The organism is Cognatiluteimonas weifangensis (assembly GCF_003416885.1).
GTDB lineage: Bacteria > Pseudomonadota > Gammaproteobacteria > Xanthomonadales > Xanthomonadaceae > Cognatiluteimonas > Cognatiluteimonas weifangensis.
The window spans coordinates 63,708-88,523 of sequence record NZ_QVPD01000005.1 but is presented as its reverse complement, the minus strand read 5'-3'; the positions used below and the strand labels follow the sequence as shown (position 1 = coordinate 88,523).

At 70.7% G+C, this 24,816-nt stretch carries 21 protein-coding genes; 10 read left to right on the top strand and 11 right to left on the bottom strand.

Features of this window, described 5'->3' with window-relative positions; genetic code table 11:
- Positions 1–58: 58 nt before the first annotated feature.
- The 6 genes from D0Y53_RS06455 to D0Y53_RS06430 all read left to right on the top strand — a co-directional run bounded on the left by D0Y53_RS06455 (position 59) and on the right by D0Y53_RS06430 (position 9,174).
- A complete protein-coding gene (locus tag D0Y53_RS06455; protein WP_117202397.1) occupies positions 59–3,802 on the top strand; it encodes a nitrate reductase subunit alpha in 3,744 nt (1,247 codons plus the stop codon).
- Positions 3,802–5,346: a nitrate reductase subunit beta gene (gene narH / locus D0Y53_RS06450; RefSeq protein WP_117202533.1), complete on the top strand. Its 1,545-nt coding sequence runs from the start codon at positions 3,802–3,804 to the stop codon at positions 5,344–5,346. The genes D0Y53_RS06455 and narH overlap by 1 nt, the downstream gene beginning before the upstream one ends.
- The gene (narJ, locus tag D0Y53_RS06445) at positions 5,343–6,023 is read left to right on the top strand and encodes a nitrate reductase molybdenum cofactor assembly chaperone (protein WP_117202396.1); all 681 of its coding nucleotides are present in this window, start codon (positions 5,343–5,345) and stop codon (positions 6,021–6,023) included. Before narH ends, narJ begins: the two co-directional genes overlap by 4 nt.
- The gene (narI, locus tag D0Y53_RS06440; protein ID WP_117202395.1) at positions 6,020–6,727 is read left to right on the top strand and encodes a respiratory nitrate reductase subunit gamma; all 708 of its coding nucleotides are present in this window, start codon (positions 6,020–6,022) and stop codon (positions 6,725–6,727) included. The genes narJ and narI overlap by 4 nt, the downstream gene beginning before the upstream one ends.
- A 3-nt stretch (positions 6,728–6,730) precedes the next feature.
- Entirely contained in the window at positions 6,731–7,636 is a 906-nt protein-coding gene (locus tag D0Y53_RS06435; RefSeq protein ID WP_117202394.1) for a peptidylprolyl isomerase, read from the top strand.
- 215 nt (positions 7,637–7,851) lie between these two features.
- Positions 7,852–9,174 carry an MFS transporter gene (locus tag D0Y53_RS06430; protein ID WP_117202393.1) on the top strand — a complete coding sequence of 441 codons (1,323 nt, stop codon included), beginning with the start codon at positions 7,852–7,854 and terminating at the stop codon, positions 9,172–9,174.
- Here the strand turns inward: D0Y53_RS06430 and D0Y53_RS06425 are convergent.
- From D0Y53_RS06425 to dksA, 4 genes are all read right to left on the bottom strand, one after another.
- On the bottom strand, positions 9,140–10,222 hold the full coding sequence (locus tag D0Y53_RS06425; protein ID WP_117202392.1) for a tellurite resistance/C4-dicarboxylate transporter family protein: 1,083 nt from the start codon (positions 10,220–10,222) through the stop codon (positions 9,140–9,142). The two genes, D0Y53_RS06430 and D0Y53_RS06425, sit on opposite strands and share 35 nt — an antisense overlap.
- A gap of 67 nt (positions 10,223–10,289) precedes the next feature.
- Positions 10,290–10,625, bottom strand: coding sequence for a hypothetical protein (locus tag D0Y53_RS06420; protein WP_117202391.1), 336 nt, complete (start codon positions 10,623–10,625; stop codon positions 10,290–10,292).
- 151 nt (positions 10,626–10,776) lie between these two features.
- Complete coding sequence (locus D0Y53_RS06415) at positions 10,777–11,181, bottom strand: ribonucleotide reductase subunit alpha (RefSeq protein ID WP_117202390.1); 405 nt, start codon at positions 11,179–11,181, stop codon at positions 10,777–10,779.
- A gap of 242 nt (positions 11,182–11,423) precedes the next feature.
- Positions 11,424–12,458, bottom strand: coding sequence for an RNA polymerase-binding protein DksA (gene dksA, locus D0Y53_RS06410; RefSeq protein ID WP_117202389.1), 1,035 nt, complete (start codon positions 12,456–12,458; stop codon positions 11,424–11,426).
- Positions 12,459–12,565: 107 nt separating this feature from the next.
- Here dksA and yidD point away from each other — a divergent pair, with 107 nt between their 5' ends.
- On the top strand, positions 12,566–12,826 hold the full coding sequence (gene yidD / locus D0Y53_RS06405) for a membrane protein insertion efficiency factor YidD (RefSeq protein WP_233511683.1): 261 nt from the start codon (positions 12,566–12,568) through the stop codon (positions 12,824–12,826).
- The gene (locus D0Y53_RS06400; protein WP_117202388.1) at positions 12,811–14,157 is read left to right on the top strand and encodes a dihydroorotase; all 1,347 of its coding nucleotides are present in this window, start codon (positions 12,811–12,813) and stop codon (positions 14,155–14,157) included. The genes yidD and D0Y53_RS06400 overlap by 16 nt, the downstream gene beginning before the upstream one ends.
- A 213-nt stretch (positions 14,158–14,370) precedes the next feature.
- On the opposite strand, the gene folE2 is transcribed toward D0Y53_RS06400, so the two are convergent.
- From folE2 to efp, 6 genes are all read right to left on the bottom strand, one after another.
- Entirely contained in the window at positions 14,371–15,300 is a 930-nt protein-coding gene (gene folE2, locus D0Y53_RS06395; RefSeq protein WP_233511682.1) for a GTP cyclohydrolase FolE2, read from the bottom strand.
- Positions 15,301–15,506: 206 nt separating this feature from the next.
- Positions 15,507–16,235, bottom strand: coding sequence for an isoprenoid biosynthesis enzyme family protein (locus D0Y53_RS06390; protein WP_117202386.1), 729 nt, complete (start codon positions 16,233–16,235; stop codon positions 15,507–15,509).
- Positions 16,236–16,242: 7 nt separating this feature from the next.
- Positions 16,243–16,941 carry a phosphoglycolate phosphatase gene (gph, locus tag D0Y53_RS06385; protein ID WP_117202385.1) on the bottom strand — a complete coding sequence of 233 codons (699 nt, stop codon included), beginning with the start codon at positions 16,939–16,941 and terminating at the stop codon, positions 16,243–16,245.
- The gene (gene ubiG, locus D0Y53_RS06380) at positions 16,931–17,668 is read right to left on the bottom strand and encodes a bifunctional 2-polyprenyl-6-hydroxyphenol methylase/3-demethylubiquinol 3-O-methyltransferase UbiG (protein ID WP_117202384.1); all 738 of its coding nucleotides are present in this window, start codon (positions 17,666–17,668) and stop codon (positions 16,931–16,933) included. The genes gph and ubiG overlap by 11 nt, the downstream gene beginning before the upstream one ends.
- 28 nt (positions 17,669–17,696) lie before the next feature.
- Entirely contained in the window at positions 17,697–19,037 is a 1,341-nt protein-coding gene (locus D0Y53_RS06375) for a TRZ/ATZ family hydrolase (protein ID WP_117202383.1), read from the bottom strand.
- A gap of 88 nt (positions 19,038–19,125) precedes the next feature.
- Complete coding sequence (gene efp, locus D0Y53_RS06370; protein WP_117202382.1) at positions 19,126–19,692, bottom strand: elongation factor P; 567 nt, start codon at positions 19,690–19,692, stop codon at positions 19,126–19,128.
- 91 nt (positions 19,693–19,783) lie between these two features.
- Between efp and epmB the strand changes: the two genes are divergently transcribed.
- Both epmB and D0Y53_RS06360 read left to right on the top strand, forming a co-directional pair.
- Positions 19,784–20,809: an EF-P beta-lysylation protein EpmB gene (gene epmB, locus D0Y53_RS06365; RefSeq protein WP_117202531.1), complete on the top strand. Its 1,026-nt coding sequence runs from the start codon at positions 19,784–19,786 to the stop codon at positions 20,807–20,809.
- Between the two features lie 73 nt (positions 20,810–20,882).
- A complete protein-coding gene (locus tag D0Y53_RS06360) occupies positions 20,883–22,973 on the top strand; it encodes an EAL domain-containing response regulator (RefSeq protein ID WP_199492009.1) in 2,091 nt (696 codons plus the stop codon).
- A 903-nt stretch (positions 22,974–23,876) separates the two neighbouring features.
- On the opposite strand, the gene htpX is transcribed toward D0Y53_RS06360, so the two are convergent.
- On the bottom strand, positions 23,877–24,776 hold the full coding sequence (gene htpX, locus D0Y53_RS06355) for a protease HtpX (RefSeq protein ID WP_117202381.1): 900 nt from the start codon (positions 24,774–24,776) through the stop codon (positions 23,877–23,879).
- Positions 24,777–24,816 lie beyond the last annotated feature (40 nt).

Below are 24,816 nucleotides of genomic sequence, written 5' to 3'. Positions count from 1 at the left end.
GCCGCTGCAGATCGCCCGCGACACGAACGCCGCATACGTCTTCCAGGAGGGTTGATCCATGAGCTATTTCCTCGACCGGTTGCAGTTCTTCAAGCGCCATCCGGAACCCTTCGCCGACGGCCACGGCATCACCAAGGACGACAACCGCGACTGGGAAAACAGCTACCGCGCGCGCTGGCAGTACGACAAGATCGTGCGCTCCACCCACGGCGTGAACTGCACCGGCTCGTGCAGCTGGAAGATCTACGTCAAGAACGGCCTGGTGACCTGGGAAACCCAGCAGACCGACTATCCGCGCACGCGCCCGGACCTGCCCAACCACGAGCCGCGCGGCTGCCCGCGCGGCGCCAGCTATTCCTGGTACCTGTACAGCGCCAACCGCCTGAAGTACCCGCTGGTGCGCGGCGCGCTGCTGCGGATGTGGCGCGAAGCGCGCAAGACGATGGAGCCGGTGGACGCCTGGGCCAGCATCGTCGAAGACCCGGACAAGGCGAAGGAATACAAATCCAGGCGCGGCATGGGCGGCTTCGCCCGCGTGCGCTGGGACGAGGCCAACGAGATCGTTGCCGCGTCCAACCTGTACACGGTCAGGCAGTACGGTCCGGACCGCGTGGTCGGCTTTTCGCCGATCCCGGCGATGTCGATGATTTCCTACGCCGCCGGCGCGCGCTACCTGTCGCTGCTGGGCGGCGCCTGCCTGTCGTTCTACGACTGGTACTGCGACCTGCCGCCCTCCAGCCCGCAGGTGTGGGGCGAGCAGACCGACGTGCCCGAGTCGGCCGACTGGTACAACAGCCGCTACATCATCGCCTGGGGCTCCAACGTCCCGCAGACGCGCACGCCCGACGCGCACTTCTTCACCGAGGCGCGCTACAACGGCACCAAGACCGTGTCGATCTGCCCGGACTACTCGGAGCTGGCCAAGCTCACCGACCACTGGCTGCATCCCAAGCAGGGCACCGACGCGGCGCTGGCGTTCGCCTTCGGCCACGTGATCCTGAAGGAATTCCACGTCGACAACCCGTCGCCGTACTTCACCGACTACTGCCGGCAGTACTCGGACATGCCGATGCTGGTGCGGCTGGAGCGGCGCGCCGACGGCCGCCTGGTGCCGGGGCGGTTCCTGCGCGCCAGCGACCTGGGCGGGCTGGGCGAGGCCAACAACCCGGAATGGAAGACCCTGGCCTACGACGAGGGCAGCGGCGAGCTGGTGGTGCCCGGCGGGTCGGTCGGCTTCCGCTGGGGCGAGCAAGGCAAGTGGAACATCGAGCAGAAGGACAGCGCCGGCCGCGCGACGCGGCTGCTGCTGTCCTTCAAGGACGGCTTTGATGGCATCGAGGCGGTCAGCTTCCCCTACTTCGGCGGCATCGAACACGGCCGCTGGACCGCGTCGGCGTTCCAGGACGTGCTCGAGCGCCACCTACCGGTACGCAAGCTCACCCTGGCCGACGGCCAGGAATGGGCGGTGGCGACGGTGTACGACCTGCTGCTGGCGCAGTACGGCGTGGATCGCGGTTTCGGCGGCGGCAACGTCGCCGCCAGCTTCGACGACAACGTCCCCGGCACCCCGGCGTGGCAGGAGACCATCACCGGCGTGCCGCGCGCGGACGTGATCGAGATCGCGCGCGAGTTCGCGCGCACCGCCGACAAGACCCGCGGCCGCAGCATGATCATCGTCGGCGCCGGCATGAACCACTGGTTCCACAACGACATGAACTACCGCGGCCTGATCAACATGCTGGTCATGTGCGGTTGCGTCGGCCAGACCGGCGGCGGCTGGGCGCACTACGTCGGCCAGGAAAAGCTGCGCCCGCAGACCGGCTGGCTGCCGCTGGCGTTCGGGCTGGACTGGAGCCGGCCGCCGCGGCAGATGAACGGCACCTCGTACTACTACTTCAACTCCGACCAGTGGCGCTACGAGAAGGTGCAGGTGCGCGAGCTGCTGTCGCCGCTGGCCGATCCGGCGAAATACTCCGGCAGCCTGGCCGACCTCAACCTGCGCGCGGTGCGCATGGGCTGGCTGCCGTGCGCGCCGCAGCTGGACCGCAACCCGCTGCAGGTGGCGCGCGCGGCCGCGCAGGCCGGCCAGACGCCGGCCGACTATGTGGTCGGGCAGCTCAAGTCCGGCGCGCTGGATTTCGCCTTCGCCGATCCGGACGCGCCGCAGAACTTCCCGCGGGTGCTGTTCGTGTGGCGCTCCAACCTGCTCGGCTCCTCCGGCAAGGGCCACGAGTACATGCTGCGGCACCTGCTGGGCACCCGCCACGGCCTGCAGGGCAAGGACCTGGGCGAGATGGGCGCGCTCAAGCCCGAGGAGATCAAGTGGCGCGACCATGCGCCGGAAGGCAAGCTCGACCTGCTGGTCACGCTCGACTTCCGCATGTGCACCACCGCGCTGTATTCGGACGTGGTGCTGCCGACCGCGACCTGGTACGAGAAGAACGACCTCAACACTTCCGACATGCACCCGTTCATCCATCCGCTGACCAAGGCGGTGGATCCGGCGTGGGAATCGCGCAGCGACTGGGACATCTTCAAGGGCATCGCGCACAGCGTCAGCGACCTGGCTCCGGGCGTGCTCGGCGTGGAGCAGGACGTGGTGCTGGTGCCGACCCTGCACGACACCCCCGGCGAGCTGGCGATGCCGCTGGACGTGCGCGACTGGAAGAAGGGCGAGTGCGAGCCGATTCCCGGCCGCACCATGCCCTCGATCGCGGTGGTCGAGCGCGACTATCCCAACCTGTACCGCAAGTTCACTTCGCTGGGGCCGCTGCTGGACAAGCTCGGCAACGGCGGCAAGGGCATCAACTGGGATACCCGCGACGAGGTCGAGTTCCTGGGCAAGCTCAACCACGCCGTGCGCGAGGACGGCGTCAGCCACGGCCGGCCGCAGATCGAGTCGGCGATCGACGCCTGCGAGGTGGTGCTGTCGCTGGCGCCGGAAACCAACGGCCACGTCGCGGTCAAGGCCTGGCAGGCGCTGGGCGAGTTCACCGGGCGCGACCACACCCACCTGGCCCGGGGCAAGGAGCACGAGGCGATCCGCTTCCGCGACATCGTCGCGCAGCCGCGCAAGATCATCTCCTCGCCGACCTGGTCGGGGCTGGAGGACGAGCATGTCAGCTACAACGCCGGCTACACCAACGTCCACGAGCTGATCCCGTGGCGCACGCTCACCGGGCGCCAGCAGTTCTACCAGGACCACCAGTGGATGGTGGATTTCGGCGAGGGCTTCATGCAGTACCGCCCGCCGGTGGACACCAAGACCGTACAGCCGCTGCTGGAGCGGCGCGGCAACGGCCACAAGGAGATCGTGCTGAACTGGATCACCCCGCACCAGAAATGGGGCATCCACAGCACCTACAGCGACAACCTGATCATGCAGACGCTCTCGCGCGGCGGCCCGATCGTGTGGCTCAGCGAGGACGACGCGCGCGAAGCCGGGATCGAGGACAACGACTGGATCGAGCTGTTCAACGTCAACGGCGCGATCACCGCGCGCGCGGTGGTCAGCCAGCGGGTGATGCCCGGGATGGCGATGATGTACCACGCCCAGGAACGCATCATCAACATCCCCGGCTCGGAAATCACCGGCACCCGCGGCGGCATCCACAACTCGGTGACGCGGGTGCTGGTCAAGCCCACGCACATGATCGGCGGCTACGCGCAGCTGTCCTACGGCTTCAACTACTACGGTACCTGCGGCACCAACCGCGACGAGTTCGTGATCGTGCGCAAGATGGACCGGATCGACTGGCTGGATGGCGACGCGGCGACGGTCGCCGCCAGGGAGGTGGCGTGATGAAAGTCCGTGCGCAGATCGCGATGGTGCTCAACCTGGACAAGTGCATCGGCTGCCATACCTGCTCGATCACCTGCAAGAACGTCTGGACCTCGCGCGAGGGCGTGGAATACGCCTGGTTCAACAACGTCGAGACCAAACCCGGGATCGGCTATCCCAAGGAATGGGAGAACCAGGACAAGTGGAACGGCGGCTGGGTGCGCACCCGCACCGGCAAGCTGGTGCCGCGTGCCGGCGGCCGCTGGCGGATACTGGCCAAGATCTTCGCCAACCCCGACCTGCCGCAGATCGACGACTACTACGAGCCGTTCGACTTCGAGTACCAGCACCTGCACGAGGCCCCGGACAGCAAGCACCAGCCGACCGCGCGCCCGCGCTCGCTGATCAGCGGCCAGCGCATGGAAAAGATCGAATGGGGTCCGAACTGGGAGGAGATCCTGGGCACCGAGTTCGCCAAGCGCGCCAAGGACCGCAATTTCGACGGCATCCAGAAGGAGATCTACGGCGCCTTCGAGAAGACCTTCATGATGTACCTGCCGCGCCTGTGCGAGCACTGCCTGAACCCGGCGTGCGTATCGGCGTGCCCGTCCGGCGCGATCTACAAGCGCGAGGAGGACGGCATCGTCCTGATCGACCAGGACAAGTGCCGCGGCTGGCGCATGTGCGTGTCGGCCTGCCCGTACAAGAAGATCTACTACAACTGGAAGTCGGGCAAATCCGAGAAGTGCATCTTCTGCTACCCGCGCATCGAGATGGGCGAGCCGACGGTGTGCTCGGAAACCTGCGTCGGCCGCATCCGCTACCTGGGCGTGATGCTGTACGACGCCGACCGCATCCAGGAAGCCGCGTCGGTGCCGGCCGAAAAGGACCTGTACCAGGCGCACCTGGACATCTTCCTGGATCCGTTCGACCCGGAGGTGATCGCCGCCGCGCGCGCCGAAGGCATCCCCGACAGCTGGCTGGAAGGGGCCAAGGCATCGCCGGTGTACAAGCTGGCGATCGACTGGAAGCTGGCGCTGCCGCTGCACCCGGAATACCGCACCCTGCCGATGGTGTGGTACGTGCCGCCGCTGTCGCCGATCCAGTCCGCCGCCGAGCGCGGCCGCATCGGCATGAACGGCGAGCTGCCCGACATCGCCTCGCTGCGGATCCCGGTGCGCTACCTGGCCAACCTGCTGACCGCCGGCGACGAGGCTCCGGTGGTGCGCGCGCTGGAGCGGCTGATGGCGATGCGCGCCTGGCGCCGGGCGCTGAACGTCGACGGCGTCGAGGACCTGGCGGTGCTGAAGCAGGCCGGCCTCACCGTGGCCCAGGCGCAGGACATGTACCGCTACCTGGCGATCGCCAACTACGAGGACCGCTTCGTGATCCCCACCGCGCACCGCGAATACGCCAACGACGCCTTCGGCGAGCGCGGCGGCTGCGGCTTCAGCTTCGGCAACGGCTGCAGCGGCGACAGCCCGGCGGACCTGTTCGGCGGGCGCAAGACCACGACCTACGCGGTGCCCCCGAACCGGCAGGAAAAGGAAGAGGCGATCCCATGAGCGTGCTCAAGCTGATCGGCGTGCTGCTGGACTATCCGCACGACGAGTTGTGGGAGCATCGCGAGGAGTTGCTGGCGGCCGCCGCCGACCCGGCGCTGTCGCCGCGGCGCCGGGCCGACCTGGGCGCCTTCGCCCGCGGCCTGCTCGACACCGACCCGCTGCTCGCGCAGGACGCCTGGCTGGGCCTGTTCGACCGCGGCCGCGCGATGAGCCTGCTGTTGTTCGAGCACATCCACGGCGAGTCGCGCGACCGCGGCCAGGCGATGGTCGACCTGATCGCGGCCTACCGGAAGCATGGTTTCGAGCTCGCCGCCAAGGAACTGCCCGACTACCTGCCGCTGCTGCTGGAATTCCTCGACCGGCGCCCCCCGGAGGAAGCCCGCGACTGGCTGCAGCACATCGCCAACATCGTCGGCCTGCTGGCCGCGCGCGCGGCCGAACGCCACAGCCCGTACGCGGTGCTGTTCGAGATCCTGGTCGAGTCCGCCTCCGGCAGCCTGGACCTAGGCGCGCTGCGCCGCCGTGCCAGCGAGGAACCGCGCGACGACACCCCCGAGGCCATGGACCGGCTGTGGGAAGAGGAAGCCGTGCGCTTCGACACCCAGGCGCCCGACGAGAGTTGCACGCCGACCGGCCCCCTGCCCGCCCGCTCCGCCACCCGCCAGGTGCAGCCATGAACTATTACCTCCATCAGTTCGCGTTCCAGTTTTACCCGTACATCGCGCTGGCGGTGCTGTTCCTCGGCAGCTGGGCGCGGTTCGACAAGTCGATGTACACCTGGCGCACCGGCTCCAGCCAGCTGCTGTCGGACAAGGGCATGCGCTGGGGCAGCAACCTGTTCCATGTCGGCGTGCTCGCGGTCCTCGCCGGCCACCTGGTCGGCCTGCTGACGCCGCACTCGGTGTACACGCTGGTGATCACTGCGCCGCAGAAGCAATTGCTGGCGATGGTGGTGGGCGGGGTGTTCGGCATCGTCTGCCTGGTCGGACTGGCGATCCTGCTGGCGCGGCGATTGTTCAACCCGCGCGTGCGCGCCACCGGCAGCTTCGGCGACACCCTGGTGCTGCTGCTGCTGCTGGCACAGCTGCTGCTGGGGCTGGTCAGCATCCCCGTCTCCGCCGGGCACATGGACGGCAGCGTGATGATCCGGCTGGGCGAATGGGCGCAGCACATCGTCACCTTCCGCGCCGGCGCCGCCGAGTTCATCACCGGCGTGCACTGGGTGTACCAGGCGCACGTGTTCCTCGGCATGACCTTGTTCCTGGTCGCGCCGTTCACGCGCCTGGTGCACATCTGGAGCATCCCGGTCAGCTACCTGTGGCGCCCCTACCAGGTGGTGCGCAAGCGCCCGGCAACCCTGCGCTACGGTCCGAGGGCCTGAGCCATGACCCAGGACAAGCCACGCACGCGGATCCTGCCGATCACGGTCATCGACTCGCCGCAGCCGGTGCCGCAGGAGGCGCACGTCCATCATGGCGATCCCGCCGACGGTCCGCGCACGCTCGGGCAACCGGCGCCGTGCCTGCTGTTCGTCGCCGACACCCCGATCAGCGAGGCCGAGATCGCCCGCGAAATGCAGCACCACCGCGCCGCGACACCGGAGCGCTCGCGGGCCGACGCAGCACGCGCGCTGGTGGTGCGCGAGCTGCTGCGGCGCGAGATCGCGCGCCTGGGGCTGGCGGCCGCAGCCGAACCGGTCGGGCGCGAGAGCGCCGAGGAAGCCGGCATCCGCGCGCTGCTGGAGCGCGAGGTGGAGAACCGGGTGCCGTCCGACGACGACTGCCGCCGCTATTACGAGCAGAATCCGCAGCGCTTCCGCGCGCCCGACCGCATCCGCGTGCGCCACATCCTGCTGGCGGCGGCGGCCGACGACGTCGACGGGCGCTGCAACGCGCGCACGCAGGCGGAAACGCTCATCGCCGAACTGAAGACGCAGCCGCACCTGTTCGCCGATTTTGCCCTGCGCCATTCGCACTGCCCGTCCAAGGACCAGGGCGGCGAACTGGGCTGGCTGCAGCGCGGCCAGACCACGCCGGAATTCGACCGCCAGGTGTTCCGCCTGCGCCAGGGCCTGGCCGCGTTCCCGGTGGAATCGCGCTGGGGCTACCACGTGGTGTGCGTGGACGCGCTGCAACCGGGCGCGGCGCGGGACTTCGAGCAGGTGCGCACGCAGATCTCCGATTACCTGGAGCTGCAGGTGCGCCAGCGCGAGCTGCAGCAGTACCTGCTGTCGCTGCAGGCGCGCTACGAGGTGCGCGGGCTGGACCGCATCGAGGCCGAGGCGGCCTGATCCGGATCCATCCGTACCGCATCCCTGCGCGCCGCATCCGTCCGCCGGCCTTCATCCGAGCCATCGCCATCCGAGCCGCATCGATCCCGACCCCGACCTGAGCGCAGCGGCCCGACCACGCCGGTGCCGCGCTCGGCGCCGTCCGCGGCGGCGGGCGCGCGCCCGCCGGCAGCGGCCCCGCAACGCCTTCCTCTCCGCCTCCCGGAAACACGCCCATGCACGACCTCTCGCACGTCAGCGGCGCCCAGCAGCAACGGGCCTTGTGGCTCAGCACGTTCGCCTTCACCGCGTGCTTCGCGGTGTGGATGATCTTTTCGATCATCGGCATCCAGATCAAGGCGCAACTGGGGCTCAACGACACCCGCTTCGGCCTGCTGATCGCCACTCCGGTCCTGACCGGCTCGCTGATCCGGGTGTTCCTGGGGATCTGGGCCGACCAGTTCGGCGGCCGCCGGGTGCTGACCCTGGTGATGCTGTGCGGCGCGGCAGCGACCTGGCTGCTGACCTATGCCACGACCTATCCGCAGTTCCTGCTCGCGGCGCTGTTCGTGGGCATCGCCGGCGGCTCGTTCTCGGTCGGCGTGACCTACGTCTCCAGCTGGTTTCCGGCCGAGCGCCAGGGCACCGCGCTGGGCATCTTCGGCGCCGGCAACGTCGGCGCGGCGGTGACCAAGCTGCTGGCGCCGCTGCTGATGGTCGCCGCCGGCTGGATCATGGTGGCCCGGGTCTGGGCGGTGGGCCTGGCGGTGGCGGCGGCGATTTTCTACCTGTTCTCCCAGGAGGATCCGGCGCTGGCCGGGCGCCGCCGCTCCGGGGCGCGGCCGATGCCGTTCTCCGAGCAGATGGCGCCGCTGCGCAACCTGCAGGTGTGGCGTTTCTCGCTGTACTACTTCTTCGTGTTCGGCGGCTTCGTGGCGCTGTCGCTGTGGCTGCCGCGCTACCTGATCGGCGCCTACGGGCTGGACGTGGCCACCGCCGGCATGATCGCGGCGGCCTACTCGATCCCGGCCAGCCTGTTCCGCATCGTCGGCGGCTGGCTCTCCGACAAGCTCGGCGCGCGGGTGGTGATGTACTGGACCTTCGGTGTCTCCACCCTGGTGACGTTCCTGCTCGCGTATCCGGACACCCGCTACGTGGTCAAGGGAATCGAAGGCGACATCGCCTTCCACCTGGCGATCGGGCTGGTGCCGTTCACCGTGCTGGTGTTCGTGCTGGGTTTTTTCATGTCGCTGGGCAAGGCCGCCGTGTACAAGCACATCCCGGTCTACTACCCGCAACACGTCGGCGCGGTCGGCGGCGTGGTGGGCATGATCGGCGGCCTCGGCGGCTTCGTGCTGCCGATCGCGTTCGGCGCCATGAACGACCTGACCGGGATCTGGACCAGCTGTTTCATGCTGCTGTTCGCGGTGGTGGCCGCGGCGCTGGCGTGGATGCACTTCGCGATCCGACGCATGGAACGCAGCCATTTCCCGCAACTCGGCCGCGAGACCGACCTGCCGGAGATCATGGCGGCAGCGGCGACCCGCCCGCGCCGGTGAGGTGGCCGCGGGCGAGGCTGCGCAGCACGCCGACGAACGCGGCCAGCCACGCGGCCAGGGCCACGTACAGGAACAGCCGCGGCAGCCACGCCAGGAACCCGAAGCCCATCGCCTGCTCCAGCTCGGCGGTGCTGGCGGCGTACATGCCCAGCGGGAACACCGCGCCCCAGTACAGCGGGTCGTAGCGCAGCGGGAAGCGCTTGTACACGTGGCGCCACACGCCCAGCACCAGCAGCATCGGGATCCACCAGGTGCCAGTGGCCCAGTAGAAGACCGTGAAGCCCTTGAGGAAGGGATGCAGCGACAGCAGGAACGGCGCCTCGGCGGCGTTGACGATCAGCAGCGAGCCGGCCAGGGTCGAGATCGCCATCGCCCCCATGTTGATCCAGTACGGCGGCGACAGGTCGTCGGGGCGGAACGGAAAGAAGGTGTAGCGGTAGAAGATCAGCGACATCATCCAGATGTAGAGCATCCCGCCCCACAGCCACATCGACAGCGCGAAGAAGTTCATCTCCAGCTTGTAGGGCTGGCCGATGCGCGCGGCCAGCAGCGCGCTGAGCACCGCGATCGACTGCGTGGCCACCACCGCCAGCAGCCAGCCGCCGTTGATGCCGCGGTCCAGCGCCGGCTTGGTCTCCTTGATCGTGAGGATGGCGAAGACGGCGTAGGTCAGCGTCAGCCACAGCACGATCGCCGCACCCCACAGCGCCATGCCGGCGGCGAGGTTGCCGGCCAGCAGCAGGCACTGGGAGCCGAGCACGCTGGTGGCGGCGACGGCAGTGAAGAAGCCCGGCCCGCGCAGGTGGTCGCACATGTCGTCGAAGAACCGGCGCGGGTGGCGCAGCAGCCGCAGCAGGTACAGCGCCCAGAGCACGGCATAGACGGCGAGGTTCAGCGCGAACAGGCCGCGCGCGAGCAGCGGCAGGCCGAGCATGTCGGCGCCGATGGAGACGATGCCGGTCGCCATCACCATGCCGAAGTAGGCCGGCGACAGGCCGGCGATGTCCGCGTCCCAGCGCGCCAGCCTGGCCCTGGCCACGGCGGTCATTGCGTGCGTCCGTCGCGCCCGCGGGGCAGGCGCCTGGCCGCAACGGCGCGCACGGGCCGGGCCACGGTCAGAACGGCAACCTCATCTTGCCCAGGTGGCCGAGGAACAGGAACACCGACACCAGCACCGCGTTCAGCGCCCAGGCGACGGTCAGGGCGCGGGCGATGTAGGCGTAGAGCTCCTTGCGCACGTTGAACGCATCCACCCAGACCGCGCGCATGATCCATGCGGTGTAGGCGATGAAGGCGGCCAGCAGCCCGGCCAGCAACGGCGTGTCGATCTGGCGGTAGAAATACAGGATGGCGCCGAAGAACAGGTGGCTGGCCAGCACGCCGTAGATCCAGAACACGATCCAGAGCCGGGTGCGGCCACGGGGTTCGGTCGATGTCGCTTGCGTGCTCATGCGTCTCTCCCGGGGTCGATACCGCGGCGCCGCGCCTGGCCAGGACCGGCGCGGCAACCCGCGCGCCCCATTGTGGGGGGCGCGGGCGGGGTCGCGCCAGCGCCCCGGCGCGGGCCGCCGCGGCGGGCCGGCAGCGGTCGGTGGCGCGCGCTCATCGCAGCTGCACCAGCTCGCCGTCGCGGGTCACCGCCACGAACTGGGCGATGCGCCCGCCCTTGATCGCCTCCACCATCATCCGCAACGGCTGCACCGCCTCGTCCGGGCCAGGGGCGTAACCGCCGTGCCCGGACAGCGCCGCCACGAACAGGATGTCCCAGCCGACCCCGGTCCGCGTCGACTCCTCCCGCAGCGCAGCGAAACTCGCCACCTCCTCCGGCAGCTTGTCCACGCACAGCACCGGCGCCAGCGCCCCGCCCTCGCCGCGCGCAAACGCGGCCCGTTCGGCGGCATTGGCGTCGCGCGGCAGCTCGGCGGCGGCGAACACCAGCAGCAGCCGCTGCGGCTCGGGTTGCCGGCGCGCGGCCTGCAACAGGCCGGCGAAATCGTGGAACGACATGGCGGCGGTTCCTGGCATGGCTCCCGGAAGCCTGCATTGAACGCGGCCACGGCGGCAGCCGCAACGCCCGCGTTGCCGGGGCGACAACGGGGCATCCTGCGGCGCGGGCCCGTGACCGGCCTTGACCTGGGTCAGCTGCCGCAGCACCCGGGCGACGTCCCCGACCGATCCGCCCGCAGTGCGCGCCCGGAAAACGCGAAGGCCCCGCGCGGCGGGGCCTTCGCGTCGCAGCTTGCGGCGGCTCAGTCGCCGATCTGCTTCTGCAGGTGCTCCCAGCGCTCCTGCTCGTCGATGGTGCGCTCGGCGGTGAGGCGCGCTTCCAGCCGTTCCAGGCCGATTTCCTCGCCCGAGTCCACGCTGTAGCCGTACTCGCCGGACTCCACGCGCTTGAGCGTGCTGTCGATCTTGCCGATCAGCTTGCGGTAGCGGTCGCGGGTGCGCAGCTCCAGCGAGTTCTCGGTCTCGCGGGTGGCGCGCTCGGCCTCGTCGCCGACGTCGCGCACTTCGTCCTTGAGGTTCTCGATGGTCTGCTTGGATTCCTCGACCAGGTCCGCGCGCCACTGCAGCAGGCGCTGGCGGAAATACTCGGTCATCAGCGGGCCCATGTACTCCTCGTCCACGCTCGGCTTGTAGCCGTGCGGCAGGATCGGGCGGCCGCTGAGTTCGTCGGTCTTGTACGCGATCACCTTGACCTTGCCGCGCGGCGCCGGCGGAGCCGGCTTGGAGGGGACGGCAACGGCGACCTTGCCGAGCGGACGCGGCCTGGCGGCCGGCCTGGCCGGCGCAGTCTGGGCGGGTGCGGCCGCCGGCCGGGGCTCGACCGCGGCCTGCCTGGCCGGGCGCGCGACCGACTTGGCGATCGGCCGCGACGGCACCTTGGCCGCGGTGCGGGCGGGCGCGGCCGGCCGCACCGGTGCGGCGGCCTTCGCCGGCGCGGGCTTCTTCGCCGCAACGGCTTTCTTCGGCGCGGCCTTGGGCGCCGGCGCCTTGCGCGCCACCGGCCTGGGTGCGGCCTTCTTCGGCGCTGCCTTCTTCGGCGCGGGTTTCTTCGCGGCGGCCTTTTTCACGGCGGCCTGCTTCGGGGCGGCCTGCTTCGAGGAAGCTTTCTTCGGCGCGGCCTTCCTGGCGACGGGCTTGCGTGCGGGCGCCTGCTTCGGCGTCGGCTTCTTCGTCGCCGGCTTCTTCGCCGCCGACTTCTTCGCAGCCGGCTTCCCGGCGGGCCTGGCGGCCTTCTTCACGGCCTTCACGGTCTTTTTTGCGGGTTTTTTCGCTGCCACGGACAGGGATTCCTCTTCTTCCCTTGAGACGGGAAAGCGCGCTGTTATACCCTGCCCCGTCTACAGCGGCAACCGCGCACGCCTGCGTCGCGCCGCCTTCACGCATCGTGCTCGATCGCCTCCTCATTTCCTGCCTGCGCGGCTACAAACGCTGGCTCAGCCCCCTGCTGGGGCCGCGCTGCCGGTTCGTGCCCACCTGCTCGGAATACGCGATGGTGGCGATCGCGCGTTTCGGCGCGTTCAAGGGCGGCTGGCTGGCGCTGCGGCGCATCGGCCGCTGCCACCCCCTGCATCCCGGCGGCCACGATCCGGTGCCGGCTCTCGATCCCCCACCCGACAAAGGAACCCACGCATGTCGCAAACACTGATCGTCAACGCCCGGCTGGTCAACGAAGGCCGGGAATACGACGGCGACCTGCGCATCGCCGACGGCCGCATCGCGCAGATCGGCAGCGGCCTGTCCGCGCGCGAGGGCGAACGCGTGATCGACGCGAACGGCCGCCGCCTGCTGCCGGGCATGATCGACGACCAGGTGCATTTCCGCGAGCCCGGCATGGAATACAAGGCCGACATGGCCACCGAATCGGCGGCCGCGGTCGCCGGCGGACTGACCAGCTTCATGGACATGCCCAACACCCGCCCGCCGACGCTGGACGCGGCCGCGCTGCAGGACAAGTACGACCGCGCCGCCGGCCGCGCCTGGGGCAACTACGGCTTCTACCTGGGCGCCAGCAACGACAACCTGGAGGCGATCCGCACCCTGGACCCGCTGACCGCGCCGGGGATCAAGGTGTTCATGGGCGCGTCCACCGGCAACATGCTGGTCGACGATCCCGACACCCTGGACGGGATCTTCCGCGAGGCGCCGACGCCGATCATCACCCACTGCGAGGACACCCCGACCATCGACGCCAACCTGGCCGCGTACAAGGCCCGCTACGGCGACGACATCCCGGTGGAATGCCATCCCGACATCCGCTCGCGCGAGGCCTGCGTCAAGTCCACGCGGCTGGCGATGGAACTGGCGCGCCGCCACGACGCGCGCCTGCACATCCTGCACATCTCCACCGCCGACGAACTGGCGCTGTTCGAGCAGGGGCCGATCATCCGCGCCGACGGCTCGCGCAAGCGCATCACCGCCGAAACCTGCGTGCATTTCCTGCGCTACGACCGCAGCGACTACGCGCGCATGGGCAACCTGATCAAGTGCAATCCGGCGATCAAGGACGCCGGCGACCGCCAGGCGCTGGTGCGCGCGCTGGCCGAGGACCGCATCGACGTGCTGGCCACCGACCACGCGCCGCACACGCTGGAGGAAAAGTCGCGTCCCTACGCGCAGGCGCCCAGCGGCCTGCCGCTGGTGCAGCACGCGCTGCTGCTGGCGCTGGACCTGGTGCACGAAGGCCGCCTGACCAACGCCCAGGTGGTGCAGAAATTCGCGCACGCCGCCGCGCAGCTGTTCGACGTGCGCGAACGCGGCTTCCTGCGCGAAGGCTACTGGGCCGACCTGGTGCTGGTGGACGACGCGCCGCTGGAGGTGCGCCGCGAGGACGTGCTGTCCAAGTGCGGTTGGTCGCCGTTCGAAGGCACCCGCTTCCACAACCGCATCGCCTCGACCTGGGTCAACGGCGTGCAGGTCTGGGACGGCAATCGGCTGCTGGGGACGCCGCAGGGGCGGCGGCTGGAATTCGCGCGCTGAGGGCACGAGCCGCGTCGATCGCGGGGGCCGCCGGCGCAGGTCCGGCGCCGGCACGATCCGCTGCGGGCGCCGGGCCTTTCGCGCGCGGCGCGAGCCGCAGGCGCCCGTGGCGGCTCGCCTGCGCTGCAGCGCCTCGCGGTTGGCGCGCGCCTGCAGCGACCGGGAAGTCGCGCCCCGTGCGGTGCGGCGGCACGACCGCCCGCGCGGACGCGCTCAGCCGGGGTTGTGGCCGCTGACCCGCGCCACCGCGTCGTGCGGGTGCAGGCTCTCGAAGTGGGCGACGCGGGCGTCGAAGCGCTCGACCCGCGGATCGGCGGACAGCACCGCGGCGACGCGGCGCGCGGCGTCCTCGCAGAACATCAGGTTGGCGGCGTTGAGCTCGGCGAAGGCCTGCTCGTCCTCGCGCTTGACCGCGGTCTGCACCGGGGTGGCAAGCGCGGCCTCCAGCGCGTCCACCAGCGCCGCCACCGGCAACTCGTCGAAGGACTGGCGCAGTTCCACGCGCACCTCGGCGCGGCTGCGCTGCGCGTGCGGGGTCGCGGCCAGGCCGCGTTCGGAGGCGAGCCAGTCGCGCACCACCTCGGTCGACAGCGGCCGCGCGGCGGCGAATTCGTCGGCGAAACGCGCGGCGTTGAGCTGCCGCGACAGCGCCGCCGAGGCCGGACAGGTGCTGGAGTATTCCACCGACAGCGACAGCGCCAGGCGCAGGTGGCCCTCGCGCAGGCTCGCCTCGATCGTCACCGGATAGCGCTTCCAGCCGCTGTGCGCACTGGCCAGCGCGGCGCGCTGCAGCAGGTGGTCGTAGCGCAGCGTCAGCCGGGCACCGGTCGAGAGCCCCTGCTGCGACTCGACGAACCCCTGCAATACCCGCCGCAACCCGGCCGGGGTGATGGTCTCGCTGGCGAACGCCTGCTGCAGGCGCAGGTACAGGCGCGACATGTGGATGCCGCGGGCGCCGGCATCGCACAAATCGACCGCGACATCGACCGAGGCGGCGACCTGGATGCTGCCGCCGTCGGCGTCGGCGATCCGCACCGGCAGCGCGATCCGGTCCATCCCGACCCAGTCCAGCGGACGCGCCAGCGCGGCGGCGTCCTGGGCGACGTCGGGCAACAGCGAGGGCGAGATCGGGGATGTGGACACGGGCGCAAACCGGGCAAAGCGAACCGCCATTGTAACGACTGCGCCCTGCGGGCCCGTCACCTGGCCTGCAACGCTGCGTGCCGGGGGGGGGCTGGGGGGCGCGGGCGGGGCGGGCTTTCGGGGGGCGGGGATCGCGCCTGCGTCGCTCCCAGGGCGCGGCGATGGCGGTTCTGCGCCGCTGCTTTCGTCCCGGCGGCAGCGACGGCTCAGGCGCCGCGGGCGGCGCGCCAGGCGACGGCCAGCGCCTGCCAGGCCGGCAGCGGCTGCCGCACCGGGTGCCCGCCGGCCGCGCAGCGGCGCAGGCGCGCGCGCAGCAGGGCCGCGTGGATCCGGCCGCTGCGCGCGCCCTGGTGCGGCGGCGGCCACCGTTGCAGCAGCTCCTGCGCCCAGGCGCGGGCCAGGGCCTGCGGCGGCGCCGCCTCGCCCAGGCGCGCGCGCACCTGCAGCGGGACCGCGACCTCCTCCAGCAGCAGGCGCTCGGCGAGCAGGCCGACCACGGTGCCGGACGCGGGCGCCGGGGTCGTGCTGGCGAACAGGGTCGCGGCGATCCCGGCCACGGCTTCGGCGAAAGGTTCCAGCACCGCGATCGCCTCCTCGGCGTCGGTGGCGCGCTCGCGGCTGGCCAGCAGCGCCGGCAGGCAGGCAGCGAGCGCGGACCACGGCGCCGGCAACGCCTGCAGCGCCAGCCCCAGCGGATGCCGCTGCTGGCCCTGCGCCCAGCCCTGCAGCTCCTCCGCCCACCAGCCGAGCTTGGCCTCGCCCGGGCGCGGGTCGCTGCCGCCCCAGGCGGCGTCGGTCAGTTCCTGGCGCAGCGTGAACCAGGCCAGCGCGCGCTCGCGTTCGGCCGCCGGCACGAACACCTCGGCCACGCGCCACTCGGGCCAGCGCGCACGCCACTTGTCGATGAATCCGGTCAGGGCTGCCTCGCCGCTCATGACGTCCTCATCGCGGTCGCGGCCACGCCGCCGGGTCCAGCAGATCGCGCGGGGCGGCGGCCAGCAGGTCGCCGTGCCAGGTGGCCGGATCCTCCTCGGCGCGTCGATAGCCCCACAGCGCCACCACCGCCGGCATCGTCGCCGCGCGCGCAGCGACGATGTCGCGCTCGTCGTCGCCGACGTAGGCGCAATCGCACGGCGCCACGCCCAGCCCCTGCGCGGCGTGCAGCAGCGGCAGCGGATCGGGCTTGCGCACCGGCAACGTGTCGCCGCCGACCAGCACCGCGCAGCGCGCCTGCCAGCCCAGCCGCGGCAGCAGCGCCTGCGCCAGCGCCTCGGGCTTGTTGGTGACGATGCCCCAGCGGCTGCCGTCGTCCTCGATCGCCGCCAGCAGCGCTTCGACGCCCTCGAACGGCGCGCCGTGGCGCGCCAGCTGCTCGCGGTAGACCGCCAGGAACGGCGCCACCAGCGCCTCGCGCGCGGCCTCGTCCAGGTGCGGGAACGCCGCCGCCAGCATCGCCCGCGCGCCGCGGGAGACATGCGGGCGCAAGGCCGCGGCCGGCATCGGCTCTTCGCCGCGCTGCGCGCGCAGCACCGCGATCGTGGCGACGAAGTCCGGCGCGCTGTCGAGCAGGGTGCCGTCGAGGTCGAACAGCACCAGGCGCGGAAACCCGTGCCCGCGCCCGTGGCCGTCGCTACTCGCCATGCCCGGCGTCCGGCTTGCGCGCGCAGGCGAGGTAGTTGACGTCGGTGCGCGCGGTGAGCCGCGCCGCGTTGCGCCACGGCAGGTACGCCAGGCCGCTGACGTCCTCCAGCAGCAGGCCGGCGGCGCGCAGCCACGCCGCCAGTTCCGAGGGGCGGATGAAGTCGCGGTAGCGGTGGGTCCCCCGGGGCAGCAGCCGCGCCAGGTATTCGGCGCCGACGATCGCCAGCGCGAATGCCGCCGGGGTGCGGTTGAGGGTGGACACGAACAGCCGCCCGCCGGGCTTGAGCAGCGTCGCGCAGGCGGCCAGCACCGAGGCCGGATCGGGCACGTGCTCGAGCATCTCCATGCAGGCGATGGCGTCGAAGCTGCCCGGCTGCGCCGCCGCCAGGGCTTCGACCGAACTGGCGCGGTAGTCGACCTGGACCCCGGATTCGAGCCGGTGCAGCTTCGCGATCTTCAGCAGGTCCGGGGCGAGGTCGATCGCGGTGACCCGCGCGCCCGCGGCCGCCAGCGCCTCGCTGAGCAGGCCGCCGCCGCAGCCCACGTCGAGCACCGCCGCGCCCGCCAGCGGCACGCGCTCGGCGATGTAGCCCAGCCGCGCCGGATTGAGCGCGTGCAGCGCCTTCTGCGGGCCTTCCGGGTCCCACCAGCGGTGCGCGAGTTCGTTGAACTTGTCGAGCTCGGCCTGGCTGAAGTTGGTGTCGGCCGGGGACGGGGCCTGGCTCATGGCGATGCTCCTGCAGAGGCCGCGGGATTCACGAAATCCGGATCGCGGCGATGCGCTCGCGCCACTGCCGCGCGTTGGCGACCAGCGCCGCGGCGTCCATGTCCACCAGCGTCCGCTCGCGCAGCTTCGGCCGGCCGGCGATCCACACGTCGCCGACCTGCTGGCGGGCAGTCGCGTACACCAGCTGCGAGATCACGTGGTGCAGCGGCTGGGTCTCCAGCGGCGCCAGGTCGACGCAGACCAGGTCGGCCTGCTTGCCGGGCTCGATCGAGCCGACCAGGTGGTCCAGGCCCAGCGCGCGGGCGCCGCCCAGGGTCGCCGCGCGCAACGCGCTGGCGGCGTCGAGCGCGGAGGCATCGCCGGCGACGGCCTTGGCCAGCAACGCCGCGGTGCGGGTCTCGCCGAACATGTCCAGGTCGTTGTTGCTGGCCGCGCCGTCGGTGCCGATCGCCACCACGACTCCGGCGCGCTGCAGGTCGGCGACGCGGCAGAAGCCCGAGGCGAGCTTGAGGTTGGATTCCGGGCAATGCACCACGCTGGCGCCGCGCTGTGCGCACAGCGCGATCTCGGCGTCGGTCAGCTGCGTCATGTGCACCGCGATCAGGCGATCGTTGACCAGGCCCAGCCGCTCCAGCCGTGCCAGCGGGCGCTGGCCGTGCTGCCGCAGCGACTCGTCGATTTCGTGCGCGGTCTCGTGCACGTGGCAGTGCACCGGGATGTCGAGCTGGTCGGACAACATGCGGATGCGTTCGAAGCTGGCATCGGACACCGTGTACGGCGCGTGCGGCGCGAACGCCATCGCCACCAGGGCATCGCCGCGCCACTGGTCGTGGACCTCGGTGGCGCGGTCGAAGTACTCGTCGTCGCTGCGCGCCCAGGCCGACGGGAAATCGATGATCGGCAGGCCGATCCGCGCGCGGAAGCCGTAGCGCCGGTAGGTCGCCGCCTGCACGTCGGGGAAGAAGTAGTTCTCGTTGCAGCAGGTGGTGCCGCCGCGCAGCATCTCGGCGATCGCCAGCGCGATGCCGTCGGCGACGAAATCCGGCGCGATCAGTTGCGCTTCCAGCGGCCAGATATGGCCCTGCAGCCACTGCATCAGCGGCAGGTCGTCGGCGACGCCGCGCAGCAGCGTCATCGGGTTGTGGACATGGGCGTTGACCAGGCCCGGCAGCAGCGCCGATTGCGGGCGCGAGACCACCTGCGCCGCGGCGAAACGCGCCCGCGCCTCGGCGCGCGGCAGCAGCGCGAGGATCGCGTCGCCGCGCACCGCCACGGCATAGTCCTCCAGCACCACGCCGTGCGGCTCGACCGGCACCACCCAGCCGGCTTCGATCAGCAGGTCGCAGGGCTCCAGAGCCGGCTCGGTCATGTGCAGCCTGCTTTCGTTTGCCGCCCCGCTTTCGCGGAGACGGCGATTCGGCGAAGCCGTTTCCGCTTCGCGGACACGGGCCGAATCGTCATTTCACGCGCGAGACGTACTCGCCCGAGCGGGTATCGACCCGGATCACCTCGTCCTGGCCGACGAACAGCGGCACCCGCACCACCGCGCCGGTCTCCAGCGTGGCCGGCTTGCCGCCGCCGCCGGAGGTGTCGCCGCGCACGCCCGGGTCGGTCTCCACGATCTTCAGCTCGACGAAGTTGGGCGCCTGCACCGCGATCGGGGTGCCGTTCCACAGGGTGACGACGCAGTCTTCCTCGCCCTTGAGCCACTTGGCGGCGTCGCCGACGCCGGCCTTGTCGGCCTGCACCTGCTCGAAGCTTTCCTGGTTCATGAAATGCCAGTACTCGCCGTCGCTGTACAGGTATTGCATGTCGGTATCGACCACGTCCGCCGCCTCCAGCGAGTCGGTGCTCTTCATGGTGACTTCCTGCACCCGCCCGGACTTGATCAGGCGGTACTTGACGCGGGTGAAGGCCTGGCCCTTGCCCGGCTTGACGTACTCGGTGTCGGTGATGATCGCCGGATCGCCGTTGATCAGGATCTTCATCCCGTTCTTGACGTCGTTCATGCCGTAGCTGGCCATGGAGGCTCCTACAATGCCGCCGCGCGAGGCGGCTAAAATGGATGGGACCGGGGCCCGGAAGCGCCGGAGCACCCCGGAAAACGAAGCCGCCATGATACCTGCTGCCTCCCCCGCCCTGCAGCACCCGCACCCCGACGCCGCCCCTGCCGACTGGCGGCGGCTGTGGCGCGAGGCCGTGCGCGATCCGCGCGAACTGCTGGCCCTGCTCGGGCTGCAGGCGCTGGCCCCGGCCCTCTCCGATGCCGCCGCAGAGCAGTTCCCGCTGCGGGTGCCGCGCGGCTTCGTCGCGCGCATGCGCCACGGCGACCCGCACGACCCGCTGCTGCGCCAGGTGCTGCCGGTGCTCGACGAGGAGCGCGTGGTCCCGGGGTTCGGCCTGGACGCGGTCGGCGACGGCGCGGCCAGGGCCGGCACCGGCGTGATCCGCAAGTACCGCGGGCGCGCGCTGCTGGTGGCGACCGGCAGTTGCGCGGTCAACTGCCGCTACTGCTTCCGCCGCCACTTCCCCTACGCCGAGGAAACCGCCGCCGCCGGCGGCTGGCAGGACGCGGTCGCGCTGATCGCCGCGGACCCGGACATCGAGGAAGTCATCCTCTCCGGCGGCGATCCGCTGTCGCTGGCCACGCCCAAGCTGGCCGAGCTCACCGACGCCCTCGCCGGGCTGCCGCACATCCGTCGGCTGCGCATCCACAGTCGCCTGCCGGTGGTATTGCCCGAACGCGTGGACGCCGCGCTGCTCGCCTGGCTGGGCGCGCTGCCGTGGCCGCTGGCGTTCGTGATCCACGCCAACCACGGCAACGAGTTCGACGCCGGCGTCGACGCCGCGCTGGCACGGCTGCGCGCGGCCGGCGCGACCCTGCTCAACCAGTCGGTGCTGCTGCGCGGGGTCAACGATTCGGTGGACGCGCTGGCGCAGCTGTCCGAGCGCGCCTTCCAGGCCGGGGTGCTGCCCTACTACCTGCACCAGCTCGACCGCGTCGCCGGCAGCGCGCACTTCGAGGTCGACGACGACCGCGCCCGCGCCCTGCACGCGGCGCTGGCGGCGCGCCTGTCCGGCTACCTGGTGCCGCGGCTGGTGCGCGAGCTTCCCGGCGACCCCGGCAAACGACCGTTATAGCCGTCGCAATTCCGGCCCCGCGATTGGACGCGCTGACGGGCATCGTGTAGAAAACTGCGGTACGGAGACCCGAATGGCGAATGGAACCGACACCGCATTGCGCCTGATGATCGTCGACGACAGCGTCGAGGACGCCGAGGCCATTGTCAGCTGCCTGCGCAATGCCGGCATCGCGGTGCGTCCGCTGCGCCCGGACTCGGCCGAGGAGCTGGCGACGATGCTCGGCGGGCAGCAGGTCGACCTGGTGCTCGCGGCGCAGCAGTCCAACGGCGTGCCGCTGGAGGAGGTGCTGCAGCTGGTCAAGACCAGCGGCAAGGACCTGCCGGTGGTGGCGGTCGCCGACCGCGTCGACGACGCCAGCCTGTCCCAGGCGCTGGGTTTCGGCGTCCGTGCCATCGCCCTGCGCAGCAAGCCGCAGCAGCTGCTGCGCGCGGTGCGCACCGAATGGGCGGACCTGGAGGCGCGACGCGCGCTGCGCCGGCTGGAGGCGCAGGTGCGCGAAACCGAGCGCCGCTGCGACGCGCTGATCGAGTCCTCGCGCGATCCCATCGCCTACGTCCACGAGGGCATGCATATCCGCGCCAACTCGGCGTACCTGGAGATGTTCGGCTACGAGTCCTTCGAGGATATCGAGGGCATGTCGCTGCTGGACCTGGTGGCGCCGCAGCACGTGGACGCCTTCAAGGCCCTGCTCAAGGGCCTGAGCAAGGGCGAGCCGGCGCCGCCGCGCTACGAACTGCTGGCGCGCGACATCGAGGGCGACACCTTCCCGGCGGTGATGGAATTCACCTCCGCGCTGTACGAGGGCGAGCCCTGCCTGCAGGTCGTGTTCCGGCGCCAGGAATCGGACCCGGAGCTGGCGCGCGAGGTCGAAGAACTGCGCCAGCGCGACCAGACCACCGGCCTGCTCAACCGCCCGACCTTCCTGCATGCGCTGGAAGGCGCGGTCGCCGACGCGGCGCAGAACCAGGGCCAGCACGGGCTGCTGCTGCTGGAACCGGACCACTACCAGCGGCTGCTGCACGAGATCGGCCTGGATTCGGCCGATGCGCTGCTGGAGGCAATCGCCGAGCGCCTGCGCAACACGCTCGCCGATGCCCTGGCCGACGGCAGCGCGGTGGCGGCGCGCTTCGGCGAGCACACCCTGGCGGTGCTGCTGCGCGGCGACCACGTCGCCACCACCAGCCTGGCCGAACGCATCCGCGAGGCCTTCGCCGCGCAAGTGCTGGAGATCGGACAGCGCTCGGCCGCGATCACCGCCAGCATCGGCGGCGTGCAGATCGGCGAGAAGATCGCCAGCGTCACCCAGGTGCTGGCCAAGGCCAACCAGGGCGTGCAGTCCTCGATCGGCGTGGGCGGCAACCGCACCGAGATCTTCGACCCCAGCGCGGTGGACCGCGCCGAGGAGGAGCGTATCCAGGCCTGGGTCACGCGCCTGCGCGACGCGCTCGACAACGACCGCTTCCTGTTCCATTACCAGCCGGTGATCAGCCTGCAAGGCGAGTCCGGCGCGATGTACGAGGCCTACATCCGCCTGGACGCCGGCGCCGGCGAAACCGTGCCGCCGCTGAGCTTCCTGCAGATCGCCGAGGAGCACGGGCTGCTGTGGGAAATCGACCGCTGGGTGGTCGAGCACGCCATCGCCGTGGCCGCCGAGCGCAAGCGCGCCGGGCAGCCGGTGACGCTGCTGGTGAAGGTCACCCAGGCGTCGCTGGCCGACGACAGCCTGGCCCGGCACGTCGGCGAGCGCCTGGCCGCGGCCGGCATCGGCGGCGAGCACCTGGTGCTGCAGTTGCCCGAAGCCAAGGTGTTCACCCATCTGCGCGCCGCGCAGGAATTCGCCGCCGCGGTCGCCGCGCACGGCTGCCGCGTGGGCCTGGAGCAGTTCGGCGCCGGGCTGGATTCGTTCCAGTTGCTGTCGCACTTCGACCCGGCGTTCCTCAAGCTCGATCGCAGCTTCACCGAGGACCTGCCGAAGAACGCCGGCAACCAGCAGCGCGTCGCCGAGATCGCGGCCAAGGCCCGTAGCCTCGGCATCCGCAGCATCGCCGAGTTCGTGCAGGATGCAGCCAGCATGGCGATCCTGTTCTCCAGCGGCATCGACTACGTCGAGGGCTACTTCCTCGCTCCGGCCGGCCCGGACATGAACTACGAGTTCGAGTAAGGCCGTCGTTCGTGGCAGCCTTCGAGGGAGCCTGAAACGGTGTCGTCATCCCCGCGAAAGCGGGGATTCAGTGCCTTCAAAGCAACCTTTTGCCCGGGCGTTCCCCAAGTCGGACACGGGTCATCCATGACCGGCACTCCGGTGGAATCGGCTTCGGAAGGAGTCGCCGCCCGGCGGGCCGGAGGTGCTGCGCCCTCCTGACGACCTCCTGTCTTCAAGTCGACAGGGCCATGCCTGGCTTGATGTCGCGTCATGGTCTGCACTCGGGAGATCGGCTTCGGCAGGAGCCGCCGCCCGGCGGGCTGGGGGGTTGCGCCCTCCTGACGACGTCCTGTCTTCCAGTCGGGGCGCAGGTCATCCCTGACCTGCCCTTGGGAGATCGGCTTCGGCCGGAGTCGCCGCCCGGCGGGCTGGGGATGCTGCGCCCTCCTGACGACCTCCTGTCTTTAAGTCGGGTCGTGGACCATCCATGGTCCACTCTCCGCACCCCCAGCCCGCCGGGCGGCGACTTCGCGAGATTGGCGTCCATCGCTTCGGGCGGCTTTTTTCTGCAGGTGCCGACTCACTTGCCGGAAGCCGGTGGCCCGGCCTGTGCGGGACCGTCGGCGGCATGGATGCCGCCGAGGAGCCTACAAGGACGTATTCACGGCGTGTCCCGCACAGGCCGGGCCGCCGGCTTCCCCCCGCAGAGGGTTCCCGCGCTTGGGGTTGCATTCACCGCGTGTCTGCGCAGGCTGGGCCGCGGGCTTCCCCCGTAGATGTTTCCGCGCATGAAGGGCGGGTTCACGGCGTGCCAGCAAAGGCTGGGCCGCCGGCTTCCCGCAGAAGATCCTGAGCCTGGGAGAAGCGCCTCAAAAAAAAGCCCGCCTGGAAGGCGGGCTTTTCGATCGCCGGAAGATCGCTTCAGGCGATCACGCCCTGGCGTACCGCGCCACCACCCAGCGGCGCGTTGCGCAGCGCGGCGATGCGCTCTTCCAGCGGCGGATGACTCATCAGCAGCCTGCGCAAGCCGCCGCCGGCGCCGCCGCTGATGCCGAAAGCCTGCACCTGCTTGGGCAGGGTGCTGACGCCGTGGTTCTGCGCCAGCCGCTCCAGCGCGGCGATCATCTTGTTGCGCCCGGCCAGGGTGGCGCCGCCGTTGTCGGCGCGGAACTCGCGATGGCGCGAGAACCACATCGCGATCATGCTCGCGAACAGGCCGAACACCATGTCCAGGATGAACACAATCGCGTAGTAGCCGATCCCCGGCCCTTCGCGGCCGCCGGACAGGTAGCCATCGACCACGCGTCCGACCACCCGCGCCAGCACGATCACGAAGGTGTTGAGCACGCCCTGCAGCAGCGCCATCGTCACCATGTCGCCGTTGGCGACGTGGCTGACTTCATGGCCGAGCACCGCCTCGGCCTCGTCGCGTTCCATCGCCCGCAGCAGGCCGGTCGACACCGCGACCAGCGCGTTGTTGCGGTTGGCGCCGGTGGCGAAGGCGTTGATCTCCGGCGCGTCGTAGATCGCGACCTCGGGCATGCCGATGCCGGCCTGCTGCGCCTGCCGGCGCACGGTGGCCAGCAGCCACTGCTCGGCCTCGTTGCGCGGGGTGTCGATCACGTGCGCGCCGGTGGCGCGCTTGGCCATCCACTTGGAGACCAGCAGCGAGATGATCGACCCGCCGAAACCGAACAGCGCCGCCATCACCAGCAGCCCGCCGAACTGGTCGGCGTTGACGCCCAGGATCGACATCACCACGCTGACCAGCGCCAGCACGGCCAGGTTGGTGGCCAGGAACAATGCGACTCGCTTCAACATGCTTCCTCTTCCGCAGGCGCGCGCGACCGGCGCGATGACG